This is a genomic window from Allorhizobium undicola ORS 992 = ATCC 700741 (assembly GCF_000621665.1).
GTDB classification, from domain to species: Bacteria; Pseudomonadota; Alphaproteobacteria; order Rhizobiales; family Rhizobiaceae; genus Allorhizobium; species Allorhizobium undicola.
Genome location: NZ_JHXQ01000002.1, coordinates 121,597 through 141,631, shown reverse-complemented (window position 1 = coordinate 141,631; position 20,035 = coordinate 121,597). Strand labels below are relative to the sequence as shown.

The window sequence follows — 20,035 nt, the reverse complement described above, 5'->3', positions numbered from 1 at the left end:
AAACCTTAGCGTCGTGTACTGTGTTCAGATTCGCTCCTGACGCTTTAAGTCATTGTTTTGGCGCAGTCGTTATCGCAAAACCGCTTCACACTTTTGCGTGACATGCTTTTGGCGGCTGAAGTGCGTTATTTTGCGGGGCGGCTGATCAAGGCAAGGTGGTCCTGATATGCGCTGCAAGATCCTCAGCCGTCAGGGCATTGCCTGCGCGTTGCGCCGCCTCGGCGTGAAACCAGACACCGGCCGCAGCGGCTTCGAAAGCCGGTACGCCCTGGGCGAGCAATCCGCCAATCACGCCGGACAAAACATCGCCGGAACCAGCCGTGGCAAGGCTTGGCGGCGCATTGCTATTAATGATGGCGCGCCCGTCGGGACCGGCGATCACGCTGTCTGCACCTTTATAGACCATAATGGCATTGGCGCGCTTTGCAGCCCGCGTGGCTTTTTCAATCTTTCCCAAGCTCCGGTCTGCGGCAATATCAGGAAAAAGCCGGGCAAATTCTCCCTCATGCGGTGTTAGAACGAGCCGTACCTCCCCCGCTGAAAAAGCACCGAACAGAATTTCCGGCATCTCCTTGAAGGAGGTCAACCCATCGGCATCCAGCAGAAGGCGATGTTCTGCCAAACGCAGCACGAATGCGCGTGCCTTTTCGCCGATGCCGAAACCCGGACCGAGCACGAAGGCATTCATGCGCCGGTCATCAAGATAGGCCGAGAGATCGTCGAGATCATCCAGCCGCTTCACCATGATAGCGGTCGTCTGGCTGGCGTTGACGAGAAGGGCTGCACCGGAAGATGCAAGTGTCACCAGGCCCGCGCCCGCCTTCAGGCCTGCAAGCGCGGAAAGACGGGCAGCGCCGGTGGCGGAAGGGGGTCCGGAAAACACGGTCAGATGACCGCGCGTGAATTTATGCGATGCCCCCGCAAGCCTTGGAAGAGCCGCCAGCCAAAGGTCAGGATGGTTTTCGGCCACAAGCCCCTGATGCATTGTCAGGATCCGCTTCGGAATGCCAATATCGAAAACCTCGAGCGCACCGCAAAACTCGCGTCCGGGCAGCAACACATGTCCGGGCTTTTTTGCCATGAAGGTCACGCTGAGACATGCACAGAAGGCCGCACCCCGCACCTGCCCTGTCATCCCATCGATACCCGAGGGCAAATCCACCGCAATCACCGGAATTTCCTTTGCTGCGATCCGGTCGATGACATCGGCAATAGCCGCATCCACGGCTCGCGCCAGCCCCGCACCGAACAGTGCATCGATAACGACGTCACCTTCCTGTGGGCAGTAGTCTTCAAGGCCGCTGCCTTCCTCTGCTTGTGGCAGGATGGAACGGACGTTTTCCGTTTCGTCTTGCCATACCGTCCGCGCCTGCGCTGCATCGCCCCGCAGTGCTGCGGGGTCGCCATGATGATGCACCGCAACCCGGCATCCCGCCCGCAGAAGCGCGGCAGCCGCCACATAGCCATCCCCGCCATTATTGCCCGGCCCGCATAGCACCACAAATCGAAGCGCGCCGGGAAAATGCCGGAGCGCTGCCGCCGCAACCGCCTCTCCAGCCCGTCGCATGAGCTCGAAGCCAGACTGGCCGAAGCTTGCGGCGGCAGCATCGACCTGGCCCATGGCCGCAGGTGAAAGCAGGAAATGGAAGTTCTTTGTGCGCATGATGCTATTCAAGCCAAATGCAGGGCCAAGAGCAAGGGGAATAAAATACCAAAAATGCTGATTTATTACTCATTTGCATATTATTAATGCATCATCATGCGCATTTTTTCATCTCATCTGAATAGTTCTTCAGCAAAACGGATTTGGCTCTGCCCACAAAAAACACGCATCCACCTCTGGTATTTTTCACGGCTTTGGGCAAAACTACTCTGGCAATGCGGGTGTTCTTCCAATTTTATCGCAATTCGCGCACCGAATTGGCACGACATGTGCATCATCGCAGGGCGAACAGGATAAGCCTGCATCAATGAGGGAAGCGGAGAGACATTTTCTCATGAAAAAGATCGAAGCGATCATCAAGCCTTTCAAGCTGGACGAAGTGAAGGAAGCCCTTCAGGAAGTCGGCCTTCAAGGCATTACGGTCACTGAGGCAAAGGGATTTGGACGCCAGAAGGGCCATACCGAGCTCTATCGCGGCGCTGAATATGTGGTGGATTTTCTTCCCAAGGTTAAGGTCGAGGTGGTACTGGCCGACGAAAACGTCGAGGCAGTCATCGACGCGATCCGCAACGCCGCCCAAACCGGTCGCATCGGCGACGGAAAGATTTTCGTATCCAACATCGAGGAAGTGGTTCGTATCCGGACCGGCGAAACCGGCGTGGACGCCATCTGACCGGCAGATGAGGAGAAATGCCGGCCAGATCACGGGATGACCACAGTCTTCCGGCAAAAGCCCATTGCGACATGCGGGCGGCGTTCATGGCCGTCCGGCAAACACCGGCACAGGGAGGCCGGCTTTCATATATCGTCATCTCAATCGAGGAACAGAATAAATGACGACCGCAAACGACATTCTCAAGCAAATCAAGGACAATGACGTCAAGTTCGTTGACCTGCGCTTTACCGACCCGAAGGGCAAGCTCCAGCATCTGACGATGGACGTGGTCTGCGTCGATGAAGACATGTTCGTCGATGGCGTCATGTTCGACGGCTCATCCATTGGCGGCTGGAAGGCGATCAACGAGTCCGACATGGTGCTGATGCCGGATGTCGATACGGTCCACATGGATCCGTTCTTTGCCCAGTCCACCATGGTCATCATGTGCGACATTCTCGATCCGGTTTCCGGCGAGGCCTATAACCGCGACCCGCGCGGCACGGCCAAGAAGGCAGAAGCCTATCTGAAGGCCTCCGGCATCGGCGATACCATCTTCGTCGGCCCGGAAGCCGAATTCTTCATTTTCGATGACGTGAAGTACAAGGCCGATCCTTACAATACCGGCTTCAAGCTCGATTCCAACGAATTGCCGTCGAACGACGACACCGATTACGAAACGGGCAATCTGGGCCATCGTCCCCGCGTCAAGGGCGGCTATTTCCCGGTTCCGCCGATCGACAGCTGCCAGGACATGCGTTCGGAAATGCTGACGGTTCTGTCCGAAATGGGCGTCGTGGTCGAAAAACACCACCACGAAGTGGCCGCAGCCCAGCACGAGCTTGGCATCAAGTTCGATACGCTGGTGCGCAATGCCGACAAGATGCAGATCTACAAATACGTGGTCCATCAGGTTGCCAATGCCTATGGCAAGACGGCAACCTTCATGCCCAAGCCGATCTTCGGCGATAACGGCTCCGGTATGCACGTGCACCAGTCCATCTGGAAGGACGGCAAGCCGACCTTCGCCGGCGATGAATATGCGGGCCTCTCCGAGAGCTGCCTCTATTACATTGGCGGCATCATCAAGCACGCAAAGGCCATCAACGCCTTCACCAACCCGTCCACCAACTCCTACAAGCGTTTGGTGCCGGGCTATGAAGCGCCGGTTCTGCTGGCTTATTCCGCCCGCAACCGTTCGGCCTCGTGCCGTATTCCTTTCGGCACCAATCCGAAAGCCAAGCGCGTTGAGGTTCGCTTCCCCGACCCGACCGCGAATCCCTATCTTGCCTTTGCCGCCATGCTGATGGCTGGCCTTGACGGCATCAAGAACAAGATCCACCCCGGCAAGGCCATGGACAAGGACCTCTACGATCTTCCGCCGAAGGAACTGAAGAAGATCCCGACCGTTTGCGGCAGCCTGCGCGAAGCTCTGGAAAGCCTCGACAAGGATCGCAAGTTCCTGACCGCTGGTGGCGTATTCGATGACGACCAGATCGACGCATTCATCGAGCTGAAGATGCAGGAAGTCATGCGCTTTGAAATGACGCCGCATCCGGTGGAATACGACATGTATTATTCGGTCTGATCGATCGCATAAATGAGACGGAAAAGCCCGGTGGAAACATCCACCGGGCTTTTTCATGAGGCCGTAGGCCTCGCATCGCGAAGGAAGGATTTACGCCCCTGCGGCTGCGAATTGCGCCTCGTAGAGCCGGGCATAATGGCCGCGCGCTGCCAGCAATTCCTGATGACCACCCATTTCGGCAATACCCTGCTCGTCCACCACGACGATACGGGCGGCATCGCGAATGGTTGCCAGGCGGTGGGCAATGACAAGCGTCGTGCGGCCGCGGGCAAGTTCCGCAAGCGATTTCTGGATTGCCCGCTCGGTTTCCGTATCCAGTGCCGAGGTTGCCTCGTCGAGAATGAGGATCGGGGGATTTTTGAGAAACATGCGGGCAATTGCCAGCCGCTGTTTCTGGCCGCCGGAAAGCTTGACGCCGCGTTCGCCGATGACCGTATTGAGCCCGTCCGGCATCGACGCTATTACCTCGCTCAGCCGTGCCCGCTCGGCTGCGGCCATGATCTCGGCATCGCTGGCACCCAGTTTTCCATAGGCGATATTGTCGCGGATCGTGCCGCCGAACAGGAAGACATCCTGCTGGACAATGCCGATCTGGCTGCGCAGCGAGGCGAGCGTCATGCTGCGAATGTCAACGCCATCCACAAGGATCGCCCCGCCCGTGACCTCATAAAAGCGCGGCAGCAGCGAGCAGAGCGTTGTTTTTCCCGCGCCGGAAGGCCCGACGAAGGCAATCGTTTCGCCTGCGCGAATGTGAAGATCAACGCCTTTGAGAACCGGCTTTTCGCTGCGATAACCGAAGCTGACATCGGCAAACAGGATGTCCCCCTTGAAGGCCGGGGCCTCCATGGCATTCGGTGCATCGGCAATGTCGGGCGCGGTTTCCATGAGTTCGGTGAAGCGGCGAAAACCGGCAATACCCTTGGGATAGGTTTCGATCACGGAGTTGATCTTTTCCACCGGCCGGAAAAACACCCCGACCAGCAGCAGAAAGCTGACAAAGCCGCCCGCAGAGAGTTCGTCGGCCAGCACGAAATAAGCGCCCGCAATCATAACGACCATCTGAATGAGCCTCATGCTCATATAGGAAAGCGAGGTGCTGGCGGCCATGATTCTGTAGGCTTCGAGCTTTGTGCGCCGATAATTCTGATTGTCTTTTTCGAAAAGGGCCTTTTCATGGGGCTCGTTGGCAAAAGCCTGCACCACGCGAATGCCGCCCACTGCCTCTTCGATGCGCACATTAAAAGCGCCGATGCGGCTGTAGAGGCGCCGGAAATTTTGGGTCATGCGGCTACCATAACGGCTCGTGACCCAGGCCGTCAGCGGCACGATCACGGCTGTCAGAATGGCAAGCTCCACATTCACGGTCAGCATCAGCAAAAACGCGCCGAAAAACGTCATGACGGCGATGAAAAGATCTTCCGGCCCATGATGCGCCACCTCGCCGATTTCCTCGAGATCCTTGGTGAGATGGGCAATGAGATGCCCGGTCTTGGCATTATCGAAATAACGGAAGGAAAGCCGTTGCACATGCGCAAAGGCCATGCGGCGCATATCGGTTTCAATATTGATGCCCAGCATGTGGCCCCAATAGGTCACGGTGGCCATCAGCCCGGTATTCAGCGCATAGACCGCCAGCAAGCCAAACGATGCCGCGAGAATCACCGGCCAGTTGGCGGTGGGCAGCAGGTGATCGACGAACAGCTTGACCGCCATGGGAAAGCCAAGCTCCAGCAAACCGGAGAGGATGGCGCAGCAGAAATCAAGAATGAACAGTCCGCGATAAGGGCGGTAAAAGGCAAGGAAACGCCGCAGCATATGTAATCCATTGGCTTGCCTGCATTTGGCAGGACATTGGAGAGGCAATCGCAAGGATCGAGGAGAGCACCCGGACGCACTCGATTTTTATCTGCCGTCGAGCGAAGCCGCAACCGCTTGGCAGGGTCCGGGCCGACAGCACGGCTTTCGCAAAGCTCCTCTTTTTCATGTTTTGAAAGCCGCGCCAAGCCATGCGCCCTGGTCTTGGCCGAAAAACACCCGCCAATGGCGAAGGAATTGCCATAAAAATACCGCCAGGCGGCGGTCTCTTCATTTATCCTTGCAATGTATATGGGGCGATTGAAGCTATCCCGCTCGAAAATCCTTTCGTCGCGGAGTGCGGCTGCTCCATCGGCGCAATTCCAACCCTTTGTTTTTACGAATTTCCACACCACGGACCACGGCTACACTTTTTCTGGAAATGCTCTATCTTGCGCGACGGCGCAGGCAAAACCGGTTCCGGCATTCTTGCAAGATGCGGGCGACCACCACGAAAGGCCAAGACATGCAAGCAGCATTGATCATGATGACCATATTGGGCTGCAATGACAGTGTAAGCCAATGCCAATATATTGCCACCGCCGACCAGCATTGGGTGAACCTGGAAATGTGCAATGGCGATTCGGAAAAAGTATTGAGCCAGTTTTCGAACGTCAAATATCCAAGCGTCGTCGCTGTCTGCCAGAAGCAGGAAAGCGCAGAGGCGCCCAGCACCAAAAGCGCGCCTGCACCCGCACCGGCACAAACACCCAAACCACTGGCTGAAGCGGAAAAGCGCTCGCTCGCCACCCGTGCCATGGGTTATATCCGTGAGGTCATTCCCGGACGGGCAGATGTAAGAATGGTCTTCGCCGCACCGCTCCACGTTGTCACCGACACCTATACCTGGGTGGCAAAAAAGCTCGACGGAACCTGAAATTTTCTGCCTTCGCTCACGCAAGGGCAAATATCGATCCGTGCCTGTGCGCGCCAGCTCAGGCTGCGGTCTCCAGCAGAAAATCATGCGCGCGCAGCCGCAGGCCTCGTCTTTCATCCTCGCGGCGCATGGTTTCCACCAGCGTCAGCAGTGCCAGCGCGTCGGGCGTGGATGCCAGCCGCTCCCCGCGCGCGAGCAGGCCTTCGCAGATCTCGCCAAAGGCGACTTCCGGCACCACCCTCACCGCGTCGCGCCACAGCATTACAGCCTCGGCAAACAGCGGCGCGATGCCGTGTTCAAGACCTGCCGCCTGCATCAGCGCCTTTACCGCATGATGGCGCCCACTGGCCAGTATGGAACGCACCCGCCGTTCTTCCAGACCACTCAGCATTTCGAGCGCGACTGCAAAAATGTCGGCCTGCCCCCGGCAGAGAAGCCGCATGAGGAATGCAGGCGTCAACTGCCCGGCGCGGCGCATGTCATCCACCAGCGCGGGCATTTCGGAATAATCCACCTGCCCTGCAATGACGGCTGCCGCCTGCCAGCCCAACTCTTCGCAAACCTTGCGGCTCTTGGCCTCGCCCAGCGACAGACGCAGCAGGCTGGATGCCGAAAATGCCTCTGCCACATGCCGCACAAGAAGATGGCGGGCCTGGGCGGGAAGGTCCTGGCGCGCCAGCAGCGCGCCCCGAACAGACTGCTCTTCACCGAGCCGTTCCGCCATACGGGTCAGACTGAAGGGGGCAATCTGGGCGTGCTGGTTTTCGAGGAGAACAAGAATTTCCGTCATATCGCCAATTTCGCTGAGAGCGGCCGAAACTGGCACGGTCAGCCCCGGACGGGCGGCAATCAAAGCCCGCCGATAGCTGTCGCCGCAACCCGCCAGTTCCACCAGATCGTCATCCGTCAGCGCGGGCGATAACAAAAGAATGCGGGCGGCAATGTCGGGCTGATCCTCGGCGAGGGCGAACAAGATGGAGCGCGGCGCCTGCCGGGCAGATGCCATGACATCCGCCAGCGCCTGTCGTACCTTGGGAGACGGATCATCCAGTTGGCAGACCATGACCGCAAGCACGGCCTGCCGTTCGTCGGGGGAAAGCTGGCAATCCACATAGGCCTGGGCAAAGGCGCGGGCAGCATCTGCCCGCTCGCAGGCCTTTGCCGTTCCAGCCCAGCTCACATATGCACTGATCAGCACTGCGTACCCCTAACCTTAAACAGCCCGCCAGCGGCCCTCTTCGATGGCAGCTCATTTGCTGCAAAAGACCATACCGACAAATGGTTTAAGATTGGTTCACCATATGCCTTAACCATATGGCGAACCGAAGCAGCAGAAGATGCGGGCCAGCTTATTTGCGCGTTGGGCGCGACATTTCAAACACCTGCGTAACGGTCGCGTAATCCATGTAGCCCAGACGTGAAACGGGCTTTGCGAGGGTGACATCGAAGCGCCCGTTGCGGAGCGCCTGTTCGGCAATATGAATGCCGACGACCTGGCCGAAGACGGCAAAACTGTCCGACACCGCCCCGTCCACACCGGCCAGATTGAGGATGTTCGTCACGCGGCATTCCAGCACCGCCATGGCGCGCGCCACGAAAGGAGCGGCAACCAGCGTCCCCATCTCAGCCTCAAGCCCCGCCCAATCGAATTCACTTACCCCGTGATCGAAGGGGGCGGAGGTGTCGTTCATCTGGGATACCAGTTCTTCGCCGACGAAACTGGTGGTGAAGCAACCTGTTTCCTCGACATTTCGCAGGCTATCCTTGCGTCCACTGGAGGAAAACATCACCATTTTCGGCTGGTCGGAGACGGCGGAAAAAAAGGAATAGGGCGCAAGGTTGAGGCTGCCATCCGCCGCCCTGGTGCCGATCCAGCCAATGGGGCGCGGCGAGACGATGGCCTTGAAAGGATCATGCGCCAACCCGTGGTTATTGGCTTGCGTATCGTAGAACATCACTCGCCCTCACCCATGTAGCGCACCACCTCTTTCAAGTCCGGCCGGGGCCGTTCGGTGATCGGGAAGGTGGTGGACCCCATGTGGATGAAGCCTGCAACCTTTTCGCCCGGCTCCACGCCCAGCACGGGAAAGGCCCGCTCGTCGAAGGCGAACCATTCGGTCAGCCAATTCGCCACATATCCATGGGCATTGGCCGCCATCAACAGGTTGAGGCACACCGCCCCCGCAGACATGACCTGCTCCCACTCGGGAATTTTCACATGCGGCCCTGCCCGGCTGATCACCGCCACCACAACTGGCGCACGGGTAAGCCGGGTGCGCTCGACCTGGATCATGTCCTCGCTGAGCGAGGGATTTTTCTCCAGCGCGAGCGTCAACAACGCCTGGCTGATCTCGGCACGGACACCGCCGCGATACACGATGAAGCGCCAGGGCGCCAGCTTGCCATGATCGGGCACGCGAACGGCAAGAGAAAGAATGGCGTCGAGCACATCCTTGTCCGGCCCCGGTTCGCACATCTGGAAGGCAGGAACGGAGCGGCGCGTGGCCAGATAGTCCATAAGCGTTATATTCTCATACATTCTGCGAACCTTCTTCCTGTGTCCCCATCGCAGGCGCGACCGGGCCTTGAAATTGCCATGGCAATCCGGTTCTACTGCCATGGACCTGCGAATTGAATCGGTTTCCTGTGCTGATGACATCTTTTTTATTTCCGCGTCTGCTGACAGCCATCACACTCGGCGTGATCATGGCCGGGCTGCCCGCGCGGGCGGAAGATGCATTCAAGACCTTTCGGCAGCTGGAAAGCCCGACAAAAATGCCGAAGCTCAACGCCTTCTCACCGAAGCTTCCTGCTCCACATATGCCCTCGGCCCGGATCGTCACATTGCAGGCCAAGCTCACGGCCGATGGTGCACCCGTGCAGAAGGGCCTGCGCTGGCGGGTGTTCAGCCCGCAAACCGGCGCGGATGGCAAGCTGCCGCTGATTGCCAGCAGCGAAGGTGGATCGGCGGAACTGCAATTGGCGCCCGGCAGCTATTTCGTGAACGTTTCCCTTGGCCGGGCCGGGATTACCAAGAAGCTGGAGATTGCCGAACAGGGCGATATTCCCGTGCAAACACTTGTGCTGGATGCGGGTGGCATGGTGCTGAACGCCGTTTCAGGCAGCGATATTCGCATTCGAAGCGGCAGTGTGAAGTTCAAGATCTATGCCGGCGACAGCCAGGACGACACCAATCGCAGCCTTGTGATGGATAATGTCGAGCCCAACACCATCGTCAGCCTCAACACCGGCACCTATCACGTGGTCTCCGAATACGGCAACGTGAACTCGGTGGTCCGGGCCGACATAAAGGTCGAGGCAGGCAAACTTACCGAAGCGACCATCCAGCACCGCGCCGCGCAAATTACCTTCAAGCTCGTTTCCGAACATGGTGCGGAAGCTATCGCCGATACCGCTTGGTCGATTTTCAGCGCTTCCGGCGACCCGGTGGCAGAAAGTGTCAGCGCCTATCCCGTCATGGTCCTCTCCGAGGGGCAGTATACCGCCGTGGCCCGCAACAAGGACCGGATCTATCAGCGGGAATTTTCCGTCAAGGCAGGCGCCGATGCGGATGTGGAGCTGCTGCTCAGAGACAGTCAGCAGGCAGCGCAGCAAAACGCTACGTTCGATACCAATTGACGCGCAAGCGAGGCTTTCAAAAACCGCGCACGTCTTTTATTCACTTCATCACTTATGTGCATCCTGGGCAGTAAAACACGTCCATTATTGCATGAAATCGAAAATACCACTTAATATTCGGATAATTGCATAGACTTTCCAAACACACCCTGAAACATGTTTCCCGCGAGACCTGTGGGGAGGTGGATGGGCAATACACCTGGCTATTTCGACCTTCTGGACTGGCTTGAGGATACAAGACCGCTCAATCCAGATCAGTTTCTAAAGAAGATAACGGCAAGCTACCGTCTTTCCGGCTGTCTGTATATTGACGCCTGCCTGAAGTTCCCCCACCTGATGCCCTGCCCCGGCAAACCCGCCACATCCCGCCCCCTCATTCTTCGCCAGTTCCATCATAATCTTCCCGCACCACTGCGGACGGCTGCGATGGCACTTGGGGCAGATATGCTTGCGCAGATTTTTGCCCTGTGCAGCCATGCACTCGACCCCGTGAACCTCGAAGAGCTGGAAGAGGTAAGAGAACGATGGCAGCCAATTCTCCACGACAGCCCCGTGGCATTTCATGGCGGCCATTGCGCCCCGCGCCTACTCCAGGAATGTCCCACCCTCGCCGGTGCCGAGGCCATCGATCGGCGGCAAATCTTTCTGTTCCGACAAGCCTTGCTCGACACCCATACCGATCTCCAAGCAACCTGCTATCCGTTATTGGCCCATGATGGTTATAGCGCCCTTTTTGTCATTGCCTCCTCTGCGGCCCCTGAGCAATGGCGTCAGCTAAGACGTATTTATGACCGAGACCTCTACAGACTTGCAGGAAAATTCCACGCCCTTGCTGCTAAGACCGCTTCGGACCACAGACGCTGCATTGCGCTGCCAAGGTTGACACCCCGAGAGAGGGAGGCGCTGGACTGGACGGCTGCGGGCAAGAGTTACTGGGAAATAGCCGTTATTCTCGGCATTCGCGAGCGGACCGTCCGTTACTTCATGGCAAATGTCCGCACCAAGCTGGATGCCGTTTCAAACACGCAAGCCGTTGCCAAGGCCATTTCGCTTGGCCTCATTTCAACGCGCATGACATGACTCTGCAACCGGAACATCGTTCCCGCCACTGTCGCTACCGTCAGTTTAATTAGAACACAGCACTATGCAATCTTCGGTTATCCAGTTCTGAAAGGGATAATCGAAATGCTGAAGATCATAAACATGACCAACAAGGCGGACAATCAGGCCGAAATGGCCGCGATGTTCCGCCTGCGCAAACGTGTTTTTCACGACCTCCTGCGATGGGACGTGACCTTGCGCGATGATATGGAAATCGATGCGTTCGACAACGCAAACCCGCTTTACCTGCTCTGCATCGAGCCTGCCACCGGCAAGCTTCAGGGCTCGCTTCGACTGCTGCCAACGCTGGGGCCAAACATGCTGGCGGATACCTTTCCGGTGCTGCTTGGCGAGGGTGGCGAAATCCGCAGTGCCGCCATCTGGGAATCCAGTCGCTTCTGCATCGATCCGGATATTTCACTTGACCGGTCCTCGAACCAGATCACCCTCACCGCCGCCGAGCTTATGTGTGGGGTGGGTGAAATGGGCCTCGCCTCCGGCCTCAGCCATATCGTCACCGTTACGGATGTTTTTCTGGAACGCATGTTCCGGCGTATGGGATGTCCCGGCCAGCGCATTGCCGCGCCTTGCCGCATCGGCTCTGTGGATGCCGTTGCGCTTGCCTGGGAGGTTAGCGAAACGCTGCTCGCAACGATGAAGCAGGTCGCCAGGATTGAGGGAAAGCTGTTGCCGGCCGCGCTTTCGCTGGATGCCGCACAAAGGGCCGCTTGACCGCTCACGCCCTCTGAATTTGGCGACATGCTTCCTTTGAGGCATGTCGTCACCACAAAACCGCTGCACACTTTTGTGCGACATGCTCTTTTCCAGGCATGTCGTTATCACAAAACCGCTGCACACTTTTGTGCGACATGCTTAAGTACCCCACGAATCGCTGCCCCCGCGGCATAAACCGTTTCGATAGATGGGTTGCCATGCGCCTTGTATATTTGCCTGTTTTCGGACTGCTGGCTGCAAGCAGCACAATCATGGCCGCACCAGTCATGGCCAGCGAGATCTGTGAGGCCATCCGTGCCGAGCTGGCGCAGACCTCCATCGTCATCGGCAATCCTGAGGAAAGCCGGTCCTATGCCTCGGCCATTACCCGGCAAGACTTCGAAATTCGCAAGACCCGCCAGAACATGATGCGCATTGGCTGTTCGCAAAGCGTCAGCGTCATCGATGAGAGCGGGCGCAATGTCTGTGACGATCTTGCGACGACCGTGAAGTCCATGGAGGCCAATAAACAGGATCTGCTCCGTAAAAGACAGGAAATCGGCGCATCCGGCGGCCTCAATCCGCGCCGCCGCGAGCTTTTGGCGGCCTTGCAGCAAAACCAGTGCGATCAGGACCCGGCTGCCGAAGAAACCACATCTGCCGGAGAGCCGGATCGCCCCTTCACAGCCCCGGCCTATCCGGAAAATGGCGCTCAGCGCCCAGACCAGCCGGGCTACCGCACCATGTGCGTGCGCACCTGCGATGGCTCGTTTTTTCCGATTTCCGCCTACGCCACGCCAGCCAATTTCGCCAATGATGCCGCCCAGTGCCAGAAGCAATGCCCCGGCGCCAGCACGGAGCTTTACTACCACGCCCTGCTCACTCAGGAAGCAGCAGACATGGTTTCGGCCTCGACCGGTCGCGCATACCGGGATATGCCCTTTGCCTTCGCCTATAGAAATGCCGGCACCGGCCCGCGCAACAGTTGCAGCTGTGCAGCAGGTCCAACGCCTGCCCAAACCGTCATTACCAGCACGGCGCCTGCGTCCGGCAACGCTCCCCTCCCAAAGCCGGAAGCGAACGAGCGCCCCTATGATCCGGCAAATGACAAGGTAAGGCAAGTGGGTCCGAAATTCATGCCCGGCGAAAGCGGCGGCATCGATCTTAAAAATCCAGCAGGAAATGGCCCGCAACCAGTCCAGCAATGACACTAGAGCATTTTCAGGAAAAGTAGAAGCCGGTTTTCCGTCTGAAAATGCGTAAAAACAAATAGCTAGAGCGGTTCAATGTTTTCGTGAAACAATGAACCGCTCTAAAGTATGTCGCGCAAAAGTGTGCATCGGCTTTGCGATAACGACATGCGACAAAACAATAACTTAAAGCGCCAGGAGCGAGCCTGAAAGATCGCGAAACGCATTAGGGCTCGCCGAGCCCTGCTCCCTGCTTTCCTACTGAAACTCGAATATCTGCCGGAAAACGCCGGGCGCTATCAGCGAAAGCGGATTGACTGTCAGGCGCGGTGAATCGATCACGCCCGTCAACTTGAACGTAATGCCAAGCAGGCCACGGTCCCGGCCATTGCCAAGGATGGAGCCGATGACCGGCACTTCGGCAAACAGCCGGTTCAGGCCATAGGCGGGCATGAAGGTTCCCGTCATTTCCATGTGGCCCGCAGCATCCTTCAGGACACCCTGGAATGTTGCCCCGACCTGTTCGCCCCGCACCACGCCATTTTGCGTGCTCAACACGCCATCGCGATAGACAATCCGCGCAAAGGCGCGCTGGAACTTCTGGGAACTGACGTCTACATCCTTGCGCACGGCACTGTTGAGACTGCGCCCGTCATCGCCTGCCGGTGTCGAAACGATCTTTTGCAAGCGGTCTTCGTTTTCGACCCTGAAATTACGCAGATCCAGATTTCCGGCCCAGTTCTTCCCTAACGAGCCGCGTATCTTCAGATCCAGCAAACCACCACGCATATGGCTGTAAATATCCGCCAGCCGGGCCACATCGCCCGCATCGCCGGAGATCACCGACATCACCGGCTCATTGCCGGTCACATCCGTCTGCACCACCAGCGCCTGGCCGCTATCGGTCACGCCGGAAAGATTGAGCGCCGTGGTCTTGTCGTTGCGCGTGCCATAAACCAGCCGCACGCCAGCAAGCATCTCGTCATTGAAGCCGAGGATCTTGTCGAGATCGACCTTGAGGTCGATGTCGTCCGACTTTCCGCCACTGCCCGGACTGGACGTGCCGGAGGATTTCAGCTTCTTGAACAGCGGCCTGCCGTCCAGCATGGCGCCGCTGATCCGGATGGCGGCAATTCCCTTGTTCATCTGCACGCCAACCGCGAAATCATCGGCGCTGGCCAGCCGCACCTTGTCGAGATCGGCGGAAACGAGCCCGCTTTTCGAAACCACGAGCTTGCCGGCCGCGCCAAATCCATCTCCGGCAAGCTGGAATTTATCGAGGCTTTGAACGCCATTGCCCTGCGGGGTGATTTCGAGGCTGGCCTTGGCTGCAATGCCGCTGCCCTTGCTCCAGCCCATCCACGGCACGGAAAGCGTGGTAGACGACAGATCCACCTTCACGAGCTGGCGCTTTTCATCCAGCCGCGATATTTCAATGTCCACCGGACCGTTGACCAGCATGTCCAGCCCCGGCGCCAGCTTGTTGCGATCGGCATTGCTCAAGCGCGCCTTGACCGTCCACTCAGGCGACAGGGCAGAATCCTTGGCAATCGGCTGGCGAAGGGAAATCTGCATCGGCACCTCGTCCACCGCCGCCTTGCCCTCCAGAACGGCAATCTGCGGATCGATCGACAGGGTTCCGTCGAAACCGGAAATGGTACGGTCCATGAAGGGGCGCTTCAACGCCACCCTGGACAGTTGCAGGTCGGTCTTCCACACCGGAGGCGGCGGATTCTGGTCGTTTATCAGCCCGGTGGTAAGCTGTACTTCCGCCTTGACCTCGCCCGCGAAATCCTCGGGCACGAATTCCGTCTTCTGCAAGGCCGCCATGGGCTTGAAGGTGGCAAGTTCCGCCACGGCATCTGCCTCGCCGTCCAGCGACAGACGAATATCGGCCATGAGTGGCTTTGCATAGGTATTGGTAATGGCGAGCAGGCCGTTGGAAATATGAACCTTGCGGCCGGAGGAGAAATAGGAGGTCCCCTCATCCACCTTCACCTGCATTTTCGGCCCCTTGAGGTCGAAATGTCCGCTCATGTCGCGGATCGGCGGAATCTCGCCCGTCACATTCATCCGGGCATCGGCAATATCGAAGCGAATGCGCAATTCGTCCGGGCCGAGATTGAGAGGTGTGGGGATGAATTTCATGCGCCCGGCCGGAATGAAAACATCGATCACGCCGTTTGAAATCATGCCTCCATAGAGATTGGCCATCACCCAGTTGCGCGGCTTGGTGGCCATCCAGAAAGGCCATAGCTGCTTGACCGCCAAAGTGCGCATCTGCGCGATTTGCCCATGAAAACGGACCTGCGGCGACTGATCGCCAAACAGCACATTGACATTGGCCTCCATGGAACCATGCGGGCTCAGTACCGTCAGCTGGCTTACATTCAGCTCCTTTTTCGCATGAATGAATGTGCCGAATGCCTTGATCGAAAAAGGAAAAGCCGGTTCACCGGAATCGATGATCGACGCCGTGCCGCCCTCCACCATCAAATCCAGCCCATAACCCGCGCCGAGACCCTCACCTTGCGGCAGGCGGTCCAGATCGATCACGCCGCCGCTCAGCGGCAGATGCATCGGGCCGAAATCAAGAGATGATGGCTTTATCTCCAGCGTCAGCTTGTCGAAGTCATAGGCAAGGTTGAGATCGGCATGTGTCAGTTCCTGCGCATCGCCATCGAGATAGATCGTGCCTTTTTCCGAGCGCAGCCGCGCCGCCAGCATCGGGGCGCGGTCCGCCGTGCCACGGCTGGCATAGAAATCAATGTTGAAACGGGCATCGGCCCCCTCTCGCCGCACCCCGTTGGGCAGGCGTTTCAGCACGAAGGGGGTGGGCTCCAGATCCGTCATGGTCGCCGCGAGCGAGGAGGTGCGATCACCATCCACCGTTGTTTCGGCGGCGAGGTGGCTGACCTTGCCGTTCACGGAAATGGCGCCATGAATGGCAAGCACCCCATCGGCGCGGTGCAGCATCACCAGATCATCGACGCCGACGGCGATGGGCTCGCCGATATTATCCCGTGCGGAAAAACGGATACCATCCAGCCTCAGCCTGTCCAGCCCACCACGGCCGATAAAGCCGCGCAACTGGTCGAGAACAAGGAAAAGCTTCTGCTGAAATGCGGGAACGTCATCCACTCTCACGCCGGAAAGATCGGTCTTTCCGCCCTGCGGGAAGAGACCGGGATCGAAAGACGTGCCTTCCGCCTCGATTTCCCGCACCACGAGGCGGCCATAAAGCAGCGACAGCGGATCCACCACCAGCTTTACCGTATCGGTGCGGGAAAGAAGCTTGCCGCTTGCCTCATCCGAAATGCTGACCGAAGTGGCTGCCAGCGCAAGCTGGTAATGCCGGGAAAAACGGATGGAGGCGCCTTGCAGTTCGGCCTTCATGCCCGGTGCCATGGCCGATTGCAGCGCCGCCTCTGCCCCGGTGGACAGCATCCGGTCAAGCGTTCCGCTTTCCACCGCCGCTACCAGAAGACCGGCCAGAACCACAAACAGACCGCAAAGCATGATTAACGCACGGACCAGGCGATGCGCATGGCCGCGCGGGGGTGGACAGTGCACAAGCAAGGCGTCATCGACCTGCGAAGAGGGCAGGCTCTCCAGGGCAATCAGGTCTTTTTTGCGAAATCGGACTTTCTCGCCCCGGATTTCTCCCATGTCCCGGCCATCTCTCCTGGTCGTGGCGTTTCGAATACCGCAGCGATTCTCACCCGGCTGCCCCTGCCTACACCATGGTGGCGAAATTCGGAATCGGATCCGGGCGAAACCATTCCATCCGGGGCCAATGCCTTTGTCTGCAAACAGGAATTACCCCATTCCAAGACTGGCCATTACCGGATAAAGAAGGACACCCCGAAGATGATTTCACTTTCGCCCCAAGGCTGCGGGCGCCATGCCGCGCGAAAGCCTTATAGGACCAGAAAACCGGCAAAAGAAAGGTAGCACGATGGCTGAATTGCAGATTGGCGATACAGCGCCAGACTTCACCCTTCCCCGTGACGGCGGCGGCACGGTTAGCCTGAACGGGCACCTGGGAAAGCCGGTGGTTCTCTATTTCTATCCCAAGGACGACACCAGCGGCTGCACGACAGAGGCAAAGGATTTCAGCAGCCTTCTGCCGCAGTTCAACGCCGCCGGTGCCGTGGTCATCGGCCTGTCTCCTGATTCGGTCAAAGCCCACGACAAATTCACCGCCAAACACGGGCTTTCGGTTATCCTTGCCTCCGACGAGGAAAAGTCGGCCCTTCAGGCCTATGGCGTCTGGAAGGAAAAGAGCATGTATGGAAAAACATATATGGGCGTTGAACGGACCACTTTCCTCATCGGCAAGGATGGCAAGATCGCGGCAATCTGGCCCAAGGTAAAGGTGGCGGGCCATGCCGAGGCCGTTCTGAAGGCCGTGCAAGCGCTTTAGCACCCAGATGACCGATATACACATTCCATCGCTGCGCGCTGGCGCCACCATGGCGATTGCCGCTGGCGACCTCGATCTGAAAACGCGACTTGCCCAGGAAAGCGCAAGACGCTGGCAGATGCGGCGGCTTTCACTGCGATCCCCGCTCGATCCGCCTGTGCCGGACAGGCCGGGGCGGCCTGAGAAGCCGGAACTTGTGCCGCCAAAGGCGGTGGAGAAGCGATCCGTGCACACCCTGCCCGGCCGCATCGCCATGCTGCACGCGCTGGCGCATATCGAGCTGAATGCCGTTGATCTCGCACTCGATATTGTCGCGCGTTTCGCCACTGAACCAGTGCCGAATTCATTCTTTGACGGCTGGATGCAGGTGGCTTTCGAAGAGGCAAAGCATTTTGGCATGGTGCGCGACAGATTGCGCGCGCTTGGCGCCGATTATGGCGACATGCCCGCCCATGACGGGTTGTGGAAAGCTGCCCACACCACCCGGAACGATCTGACCGCGCGGCTGGCCGTCGTGCCGCTTATTCTGGAAGCGCGCGGACTGGATGTAACACCTTCCCTGCAAGAAAAGATGCGCGAAACCGGCGACATCGAAAGCGCCGACGTGCTGAAGGTCATTTACGAAGACGAGAAAGGCCATGTCGCGATCGGCGCCAAGTGGTTCCGCTTTCTCTGCGCACGGGAAAAGCGCGATCCCGCCCGCACCTTCCAGGAGCTGGTCCGAAGCAATTTTCGCGGCCAGCTAAAGGCGCCCTTCAACGATGTCGCCCGCGCCGAGGCGGGCCTGACGCCCTCCTTCTATCGCAGCCTTTCCTCCATCAGCCATGCCTGAAATTCTTTAGTTATAAGGCACAATTTTAACGGGGCATTAACCTTAATTAAGTGTAATCGCATCACTCCACTTCGTCCGCATTCAGCCTTTCCGGCCTGCTTTGCTGCGCGAAGGCCGGAGAGTGTCGCGGCACCCCACCCTGCCGCCGGGAAAAACCGGAGAGATGCCGATGGAAAAGGCCGCACAAGGACGTTTTGCCCGCAAGGCCACGACGCCGCATGTGCTGATTCTCGCCTCCGGAGAACGGGTGCGCCACATCACCATTCGCCCGTGGATGGCAGGGCTTGCCGTCGGTGCGCTCGTCGTTGCGGCAACGGCCTATCTCGGCGCAACCGCCTATCTGGTCATGCGTGACAATCTGATCGGCGCCTCCATGGCCCGGCAGGCGCAGATGCAATATGCCTATGAAGACCGCATTTCGGCGCTCAGGGCACAGGTGGATCGCGTCACCTCCCGGCAATTGCTCGACCAGCAGGTCGTGGAAGACAAGATCGAAAAACTCCTCGAACAGCAAATGGCGCTTTCATCGCGCACCGGCAGGCTCGGCTCGCTGATGGACCGCGCCGACCAATCGGGGCTTTCGACGCCCCAGCAAAGCAGCAGCCTGCTACCGCAAGATCAAGCCACATCTCCGGCAGCAGGCGAAACGACGGCAGACAGAGCAGACCGTGCCTTTCAGAATGTGACGCTTTCGCTGAAAACCATCGAGCAGCAGCAAATGGACAGGATCCATGAACTGACCGCCGACGCCTCCGGGGTTGCCACCCGGATCGAGGACGTATTGAGCCGCACCGGCTTCAAGGTCGATACGCCAAAACAGGGCGCGGATGCGGCAGGCGGGCCCCTTGTCGATGCCGATCCGCACCTCGGCTTCGACACCTCGCTGGACGGGCTGGACACGGCGCTCTCACGGCTGGAGGCCGCCCGGCAAACGGCACGGCGAATGCCGCTGAGCAATCCCGCTCCCACCACCGAGATCACCAGCCCTTTCGGCAATCGCACCGATCCGCTGCTGGGACGCCTTGCCATGCATACCGGCGTGGATTTCCGCGCCCCGACCGGCGGAGAGATCAAGGCTGCGGGCGCTGGAACCGTTGTCAGCGCAGGCTATTCCGGCGGCTATGGCAATATGGTGGAAATCGACCACGGCCAGGGCGTTTCCACCCGCTACGGCCACATGTCGAAAATACTGGTGCGCGTTGGCGACAGGGTGGAAACGGGCGGCACGGTGGGCCTTGCTGGCTCCACGGGCCGCTCCACCGGCTCGCATCTCCATTATGAAGTGCGCCGCAACGGCGTGGCCGTTGACCCCATGCGCTATGTGGCGGCAGGCCTGAAACTCGCCACGATCATCGAGTAATGCCAAGCAATGCGCTTGAATAGGCAATAAGCTGACGTTCCGTTAAGCTTTATAGCGCTGCTTTGCCGTCTTTCCTTGACTTCCGGTGGGTTTAGGCCTATGCCGCGCTTGCGTAAACACCCGGTTCGCGGGTGAG

General features: G+C 58.6%; 17 protein-coding genes. 11 read left to right on the top strand and 6 right to left on the bottom strand.

Features of this window, described 5'->3' with window-relative positions; genetic code table 11:
* Window positions 1–145 precede the first annotated feature (145 nt).
* Window positions 146–1,663: a bifunctional ADP-dependent NAD(P)H-hydrate dehydratase/NAD(P)H-hydrate epimerase gene (locus T424_RS0102775; protein WP_027486363.1), complete on the bottom strand. Its 1,518-nt coding sequence runs from the start codon at window positions 1,661–1,663 to the stop codon at window positions 146–148.
* A 334-nt stretch (window positions 1,664–1,997) separates the two neighbouring features.
* On the opposite strand from T424_RS0102775, the gene T424_RS0102770 reads away from it, so the two are divergent.
* Both T424_RS0102770 and glnA read left to right on the top strand, forming a co-directional pair.
* Window positions 1,998–2,336 (top strand): P-II family nitrogen regulator, encoded by a 339-nt coding sequence (locus T424_RS0102770; RefSeq protein ID WP_007601055.1) that lies wholly within the window; start codon window positions 1,998–2,000, stop codon window positions 2,334–2,336.
* A gap of 160 nt (window positions 2,337–2,496) precedes the next feature.
* The gene (gene glnA, locus T424_RS0102760) at window positions 2,497–3,906 is read left to right on the top strand and encodes a type I glutamate--ammonia ligase (protein WP_027486362.1); all 1,410 of its coding nucleotides are present in this window, start codon (window positions 2,497–2,499) and stop codon (window positions 3,904–3,906) included.
* Window positions 3,907–3,996: 90 nt separating this feature from the next.
* Here the strand turns inward: glnA and T424_RS0102755 are convergent, their stop codons facing one another.
* Window positions 3,997–5,721: an ABC transporter ATP-binding protein gene (locus T424_RS0102755; RefSeq protein WP_027486361.1), complete on the bottom strand. Its 1,725-nt coding sequence runs from the start codon at window positions 5,719–5,721 to the stop codon at window positions 3,997–3,999.
* A gap of 523 nt (window positions 5,722–6,244) precedes the next feature.
* Between T424_RS0102755 and T424_RS20020 the strand changes: the two genes are divergently transcribed.
* On the top strand, window positions 6,245–6,637 hold the full coding sequence (locus T424_RS20020; protein WP_245269394.1) for a hypothetical protein: 393 nt from the start codon (window positions 6,245–6,247) through the stop codon (window positions 6,635–6,637).
* 58 nt (window positions 6,638–6,695) lie between these two features.
* Here the strand turns inward: T424_RS20020 and T424_RS0102745 are convergent, their stop codons facing one another.
* The 3 genes from T424_RS0102745 to T424_RS0102735 form a co-directional block, all read right to left on the bottom strand.
* Window positions 6,696–7,835, bottom strand: a complete 1,140-nt coding sequence (locus T424_RS0102745) for a DUF2336 domain-containing protein (protein ID WP_027486360.1) — start codon at window positions 7,833–7,835, stop codon at window positions 6,696–6,698.
* A 151-nt stretch (window positions 7,836–7,986) separates the two neighbouring features.
* Window positions 7,987–8,592: a flavin reductase family protein gene (locus T424_RS0102740; RefSeq protein ID WP_027486359.1), complete on the bottom strand. Its 606-nt coding sequence runs from the start codon at window positions 8,590–8,592 to the stop codon at window positions 7,987–7,989.
* Entirely contained in the window at window positions 8,592–9,176 is a 585-nt protein-coding gene (locus T424_RS0102735; protein ID WP_027486358.1) for a nitroreductase family protein, read from the bottom strand. Before T424_RS0102735 ends, T424_RS0102740 begins: the two co-directional genes overlap by 1 nt.
* Window positions 9,177–9,289: 113 nt before the next feature.
* Here T424_RS0102735 and T424_RS0102730 point away from each other — a divergent pair, with 113 nt between their 5' ends.
* From T424_RS0102730 to T424_RS20010, 4 genes are all read left to right on the top strand, one after another.
* A complete protein-coding gene (locus T424_RS0102730) occupies window positions 9,290–10,276 on the top strand; it encodes a hypothetical protein (RefSeq protein WP_051558746.1) in 987 nt (328 codons plus the stop codon).
* A 186-nt stretch (window positions 10,277–10,462) separates the two neighbouring features.
* Window positions 10,463–11,356 carry a helix-turn-helix transcriptional regulator gene (locus T424_RS21665; protein WP_051558745.1) on the top strand — a complete coding sequence of 298 codons (894 nt, stop codon included), beginning with the start codon at window positions 10,463–10,465 and terminating at the stop codon, window positions 11,354–11,356.
* Window positions 11,357–11,461: 105 nt separating this feature from the next.
* On the top strand, window positions 11,462–12,109 hold the full coding sequence (locus T424_RS0102720; RefSeq protein ID WP_027486356.1) for an acyl-homoserine-lactone synthase: 648 nt from the start codon (window positions 11,462–11,464) through the stop codon (window positions 12,107–12,109).
* A gap of 254 nt (window positions 12,110–12,363) precedes the next feature.
* Window positions 12,364–13,299 (top strand): DUF2865 domain-containing protein, encoded by a 936-nt coding sequence (locus tag T424_RS20010; protein WP_161712513.1) that lies wholly within the window; start codon window positions 12,364–12,366, stop codon window positions 13,297–13,299.
* A gap of 240 nt (window positions 13,300–13,539) precedes the next feature.
* Here T424_RS20010 and T424_RS0102710 read toward each other — a convergent pair whose 3' ends face one another.
* Entirely contained in the window at window positions 13,540–16,800 is a 3,261-nt protein-coding gene (locus tag T424_RS0102710) for a YhdP family protein (RefSeq protein WP_161712511.1), read from the bottom strand.
* A 27-nt stretch (window positions 16,801–16,827) separates the two neighbouring features.
* On the opposite strand from T424_RS0102710, the gene T424_RS22765 reads away from it, so the two are divergent.
* The 4 genes from T424_RS22765 (at window position 16,828) to T424_RS0102695 (ending at window position 19,899) form a co-directional block, all read left to right on the top strand.
* Window positions 16,828–17,235, top strand: a complete 408-nt coding sequence (locus T424_RS22765; RefSeq protein WP_161712509.1) for a hypothetical protein — start codon at window positions 16,828–16,830, stop codon at window positions 17,233–17,235.
* 4 nt (window positions 17,236–17,239) lie between these two features.
* Window positions 17,240–17,707, top strand: a complete 468-nt coding sequence (locus T424_RS0102705; protein WP_027486354.1) for a peroxiredoxin — start codon at window positions 17,240–17,242, stop codon at window positions 17,705–17,707.
* 7 nt (window positions 17,708–17,714) lie between these two features.
* On the top strand, window positions 17,715–18,539 hold the full coding sequence (locus T424_RS0102700; RefSeq protein WP_027486353.1) for a ferritin-like domain-containing protein: 825 nt from the start codon (window positions 17,715–17,717) through the stop codon (window positions 18,537–18,539).
* Window positions 18,540–18,708: 169 nt separating this feature from the next.
* Window positions 18,709–19,899: a peptidoglycan DD-metalloendopeptidase family protein gene (locus T424_RS0102695; protein WP_027486352.1), complete on the top strand. Its 1,191-nt coding sequence runs from the start codon at window positions 18,709–18,711 to the stop codon at window positions 19,897–19,899.
* The last annotated feature ends 136 nt before the right edge of the window (window positions 19,900–20,035 follow it).

Bases quoted from the DNA above. Each gene is read 5' to 3' on its own strand.
- T424_RS20010 (WP_161712513.1), top strand. From the start codon at position 12,364: ATGGCCGCACCAGTCATGGCCAGCGAGATCTGTGAGGCCATCCGTGCC.
- T424_RS0102730 (WP_051558746.1), top strand. From the start codon at position 9,290: ATGACATCTTTTTTATTTCCGCGTCTGCTGACAGCCATCACACTCGGC.
- glnA (WP_027486362.1), top strand. From the start codon at position 2,497: ATGACGACCGCAAACGACATTCTCAAGCAAATCAAGGACAATGACGTC.
- T424_RS21665 (WP_051558745.1), top strand. From the start codon at position 10,463: ATGGGCAATACACCTGGCTATTTCGACCTTCTGGACTGGCTTGAGGAT.
- T424_RS0102705 (WP_027486354.1), top strand. From the start codon at position 17,240: ATGGCTGAATTGCAGATTGGCGATACAGCGCCAGACTTCACCCTTCCC.
- T424_RS0102710 (WP_161712511.1), bottom strand. From the start codon at position 16,800: ATGCTTTGCGGTCTGTTTGTGGTTCTGGCCGGTCTTCTGGTAGCGGCG.
- T424_RS0102700 (WP_027486353.1), top strand. From the start codon at position 17,715: ATGACCGATATACACATTCCATCGCTGCGCGCTGGCGCCACCATGGCG.
- T424_RS0102740 (WP_027486359.1), bottom strand. From the start codon at position 8,592: ATGTTCTACGATACGCAAGCCAATAACCACGGGTTGGCGCATGATCCT.
- T424_RS0102735 (WP_027486358.1), bottom strand. From the start codon at position 9,176: ATGTATGAGAATATAACGCTTATGGACTATCTGGCCACGCGCCGCTCC.
- T424_RS22765 (WP_161712509.1), top strand. From the start codon at position 16,828: ATGGCCGCGCGGGGGTGGACAGTGCACAAGCAAGGCGTCATCGACCTG.
- T424_RS0102720 (WP_027486356.1), top strand. From the start codon at position 11,462: ATGCTGAAGATCATAAACATGACCAACAAGGCGGACAATCAGGCCGAA.
- T424_RS20020 (WP_245269394.1), top strand. From the start codon at position 6,245: ATGATGACCATATTGGGCTGCAATGACAGTGTAAGCCAATGCCAATAT.
- T424_RS0102695 (WP_027486352.1), top strand. From the start codon at position 18,709: ATGGAAAAGGCCGCACAAGGACGTTTTGCCCGCAAGGCCACGACGCCG.
- T424_RS0102775 (WP_027486363.1), bottom strand. From the start codon at position 1,663: ATGCGCACAAAGAACTTCCATTTCCTGCTTTCACCTGCGGCCATGGGC.
- T424_RS0102755 (WP_027486361.1), bottom strand. From the start codon at position 5,721: ATGCTGCGGCGTTTCCTTGCCTTTTACCGCCCTTATCGCGGACTGTTC.
- T424_RS0102770 (WP_007601055.1), top strand. From the start codon at position 1,998: ATGAAAAAGATCGAAGCGATCATCAAGCCTTTCAAGCTGGACGAAGTG.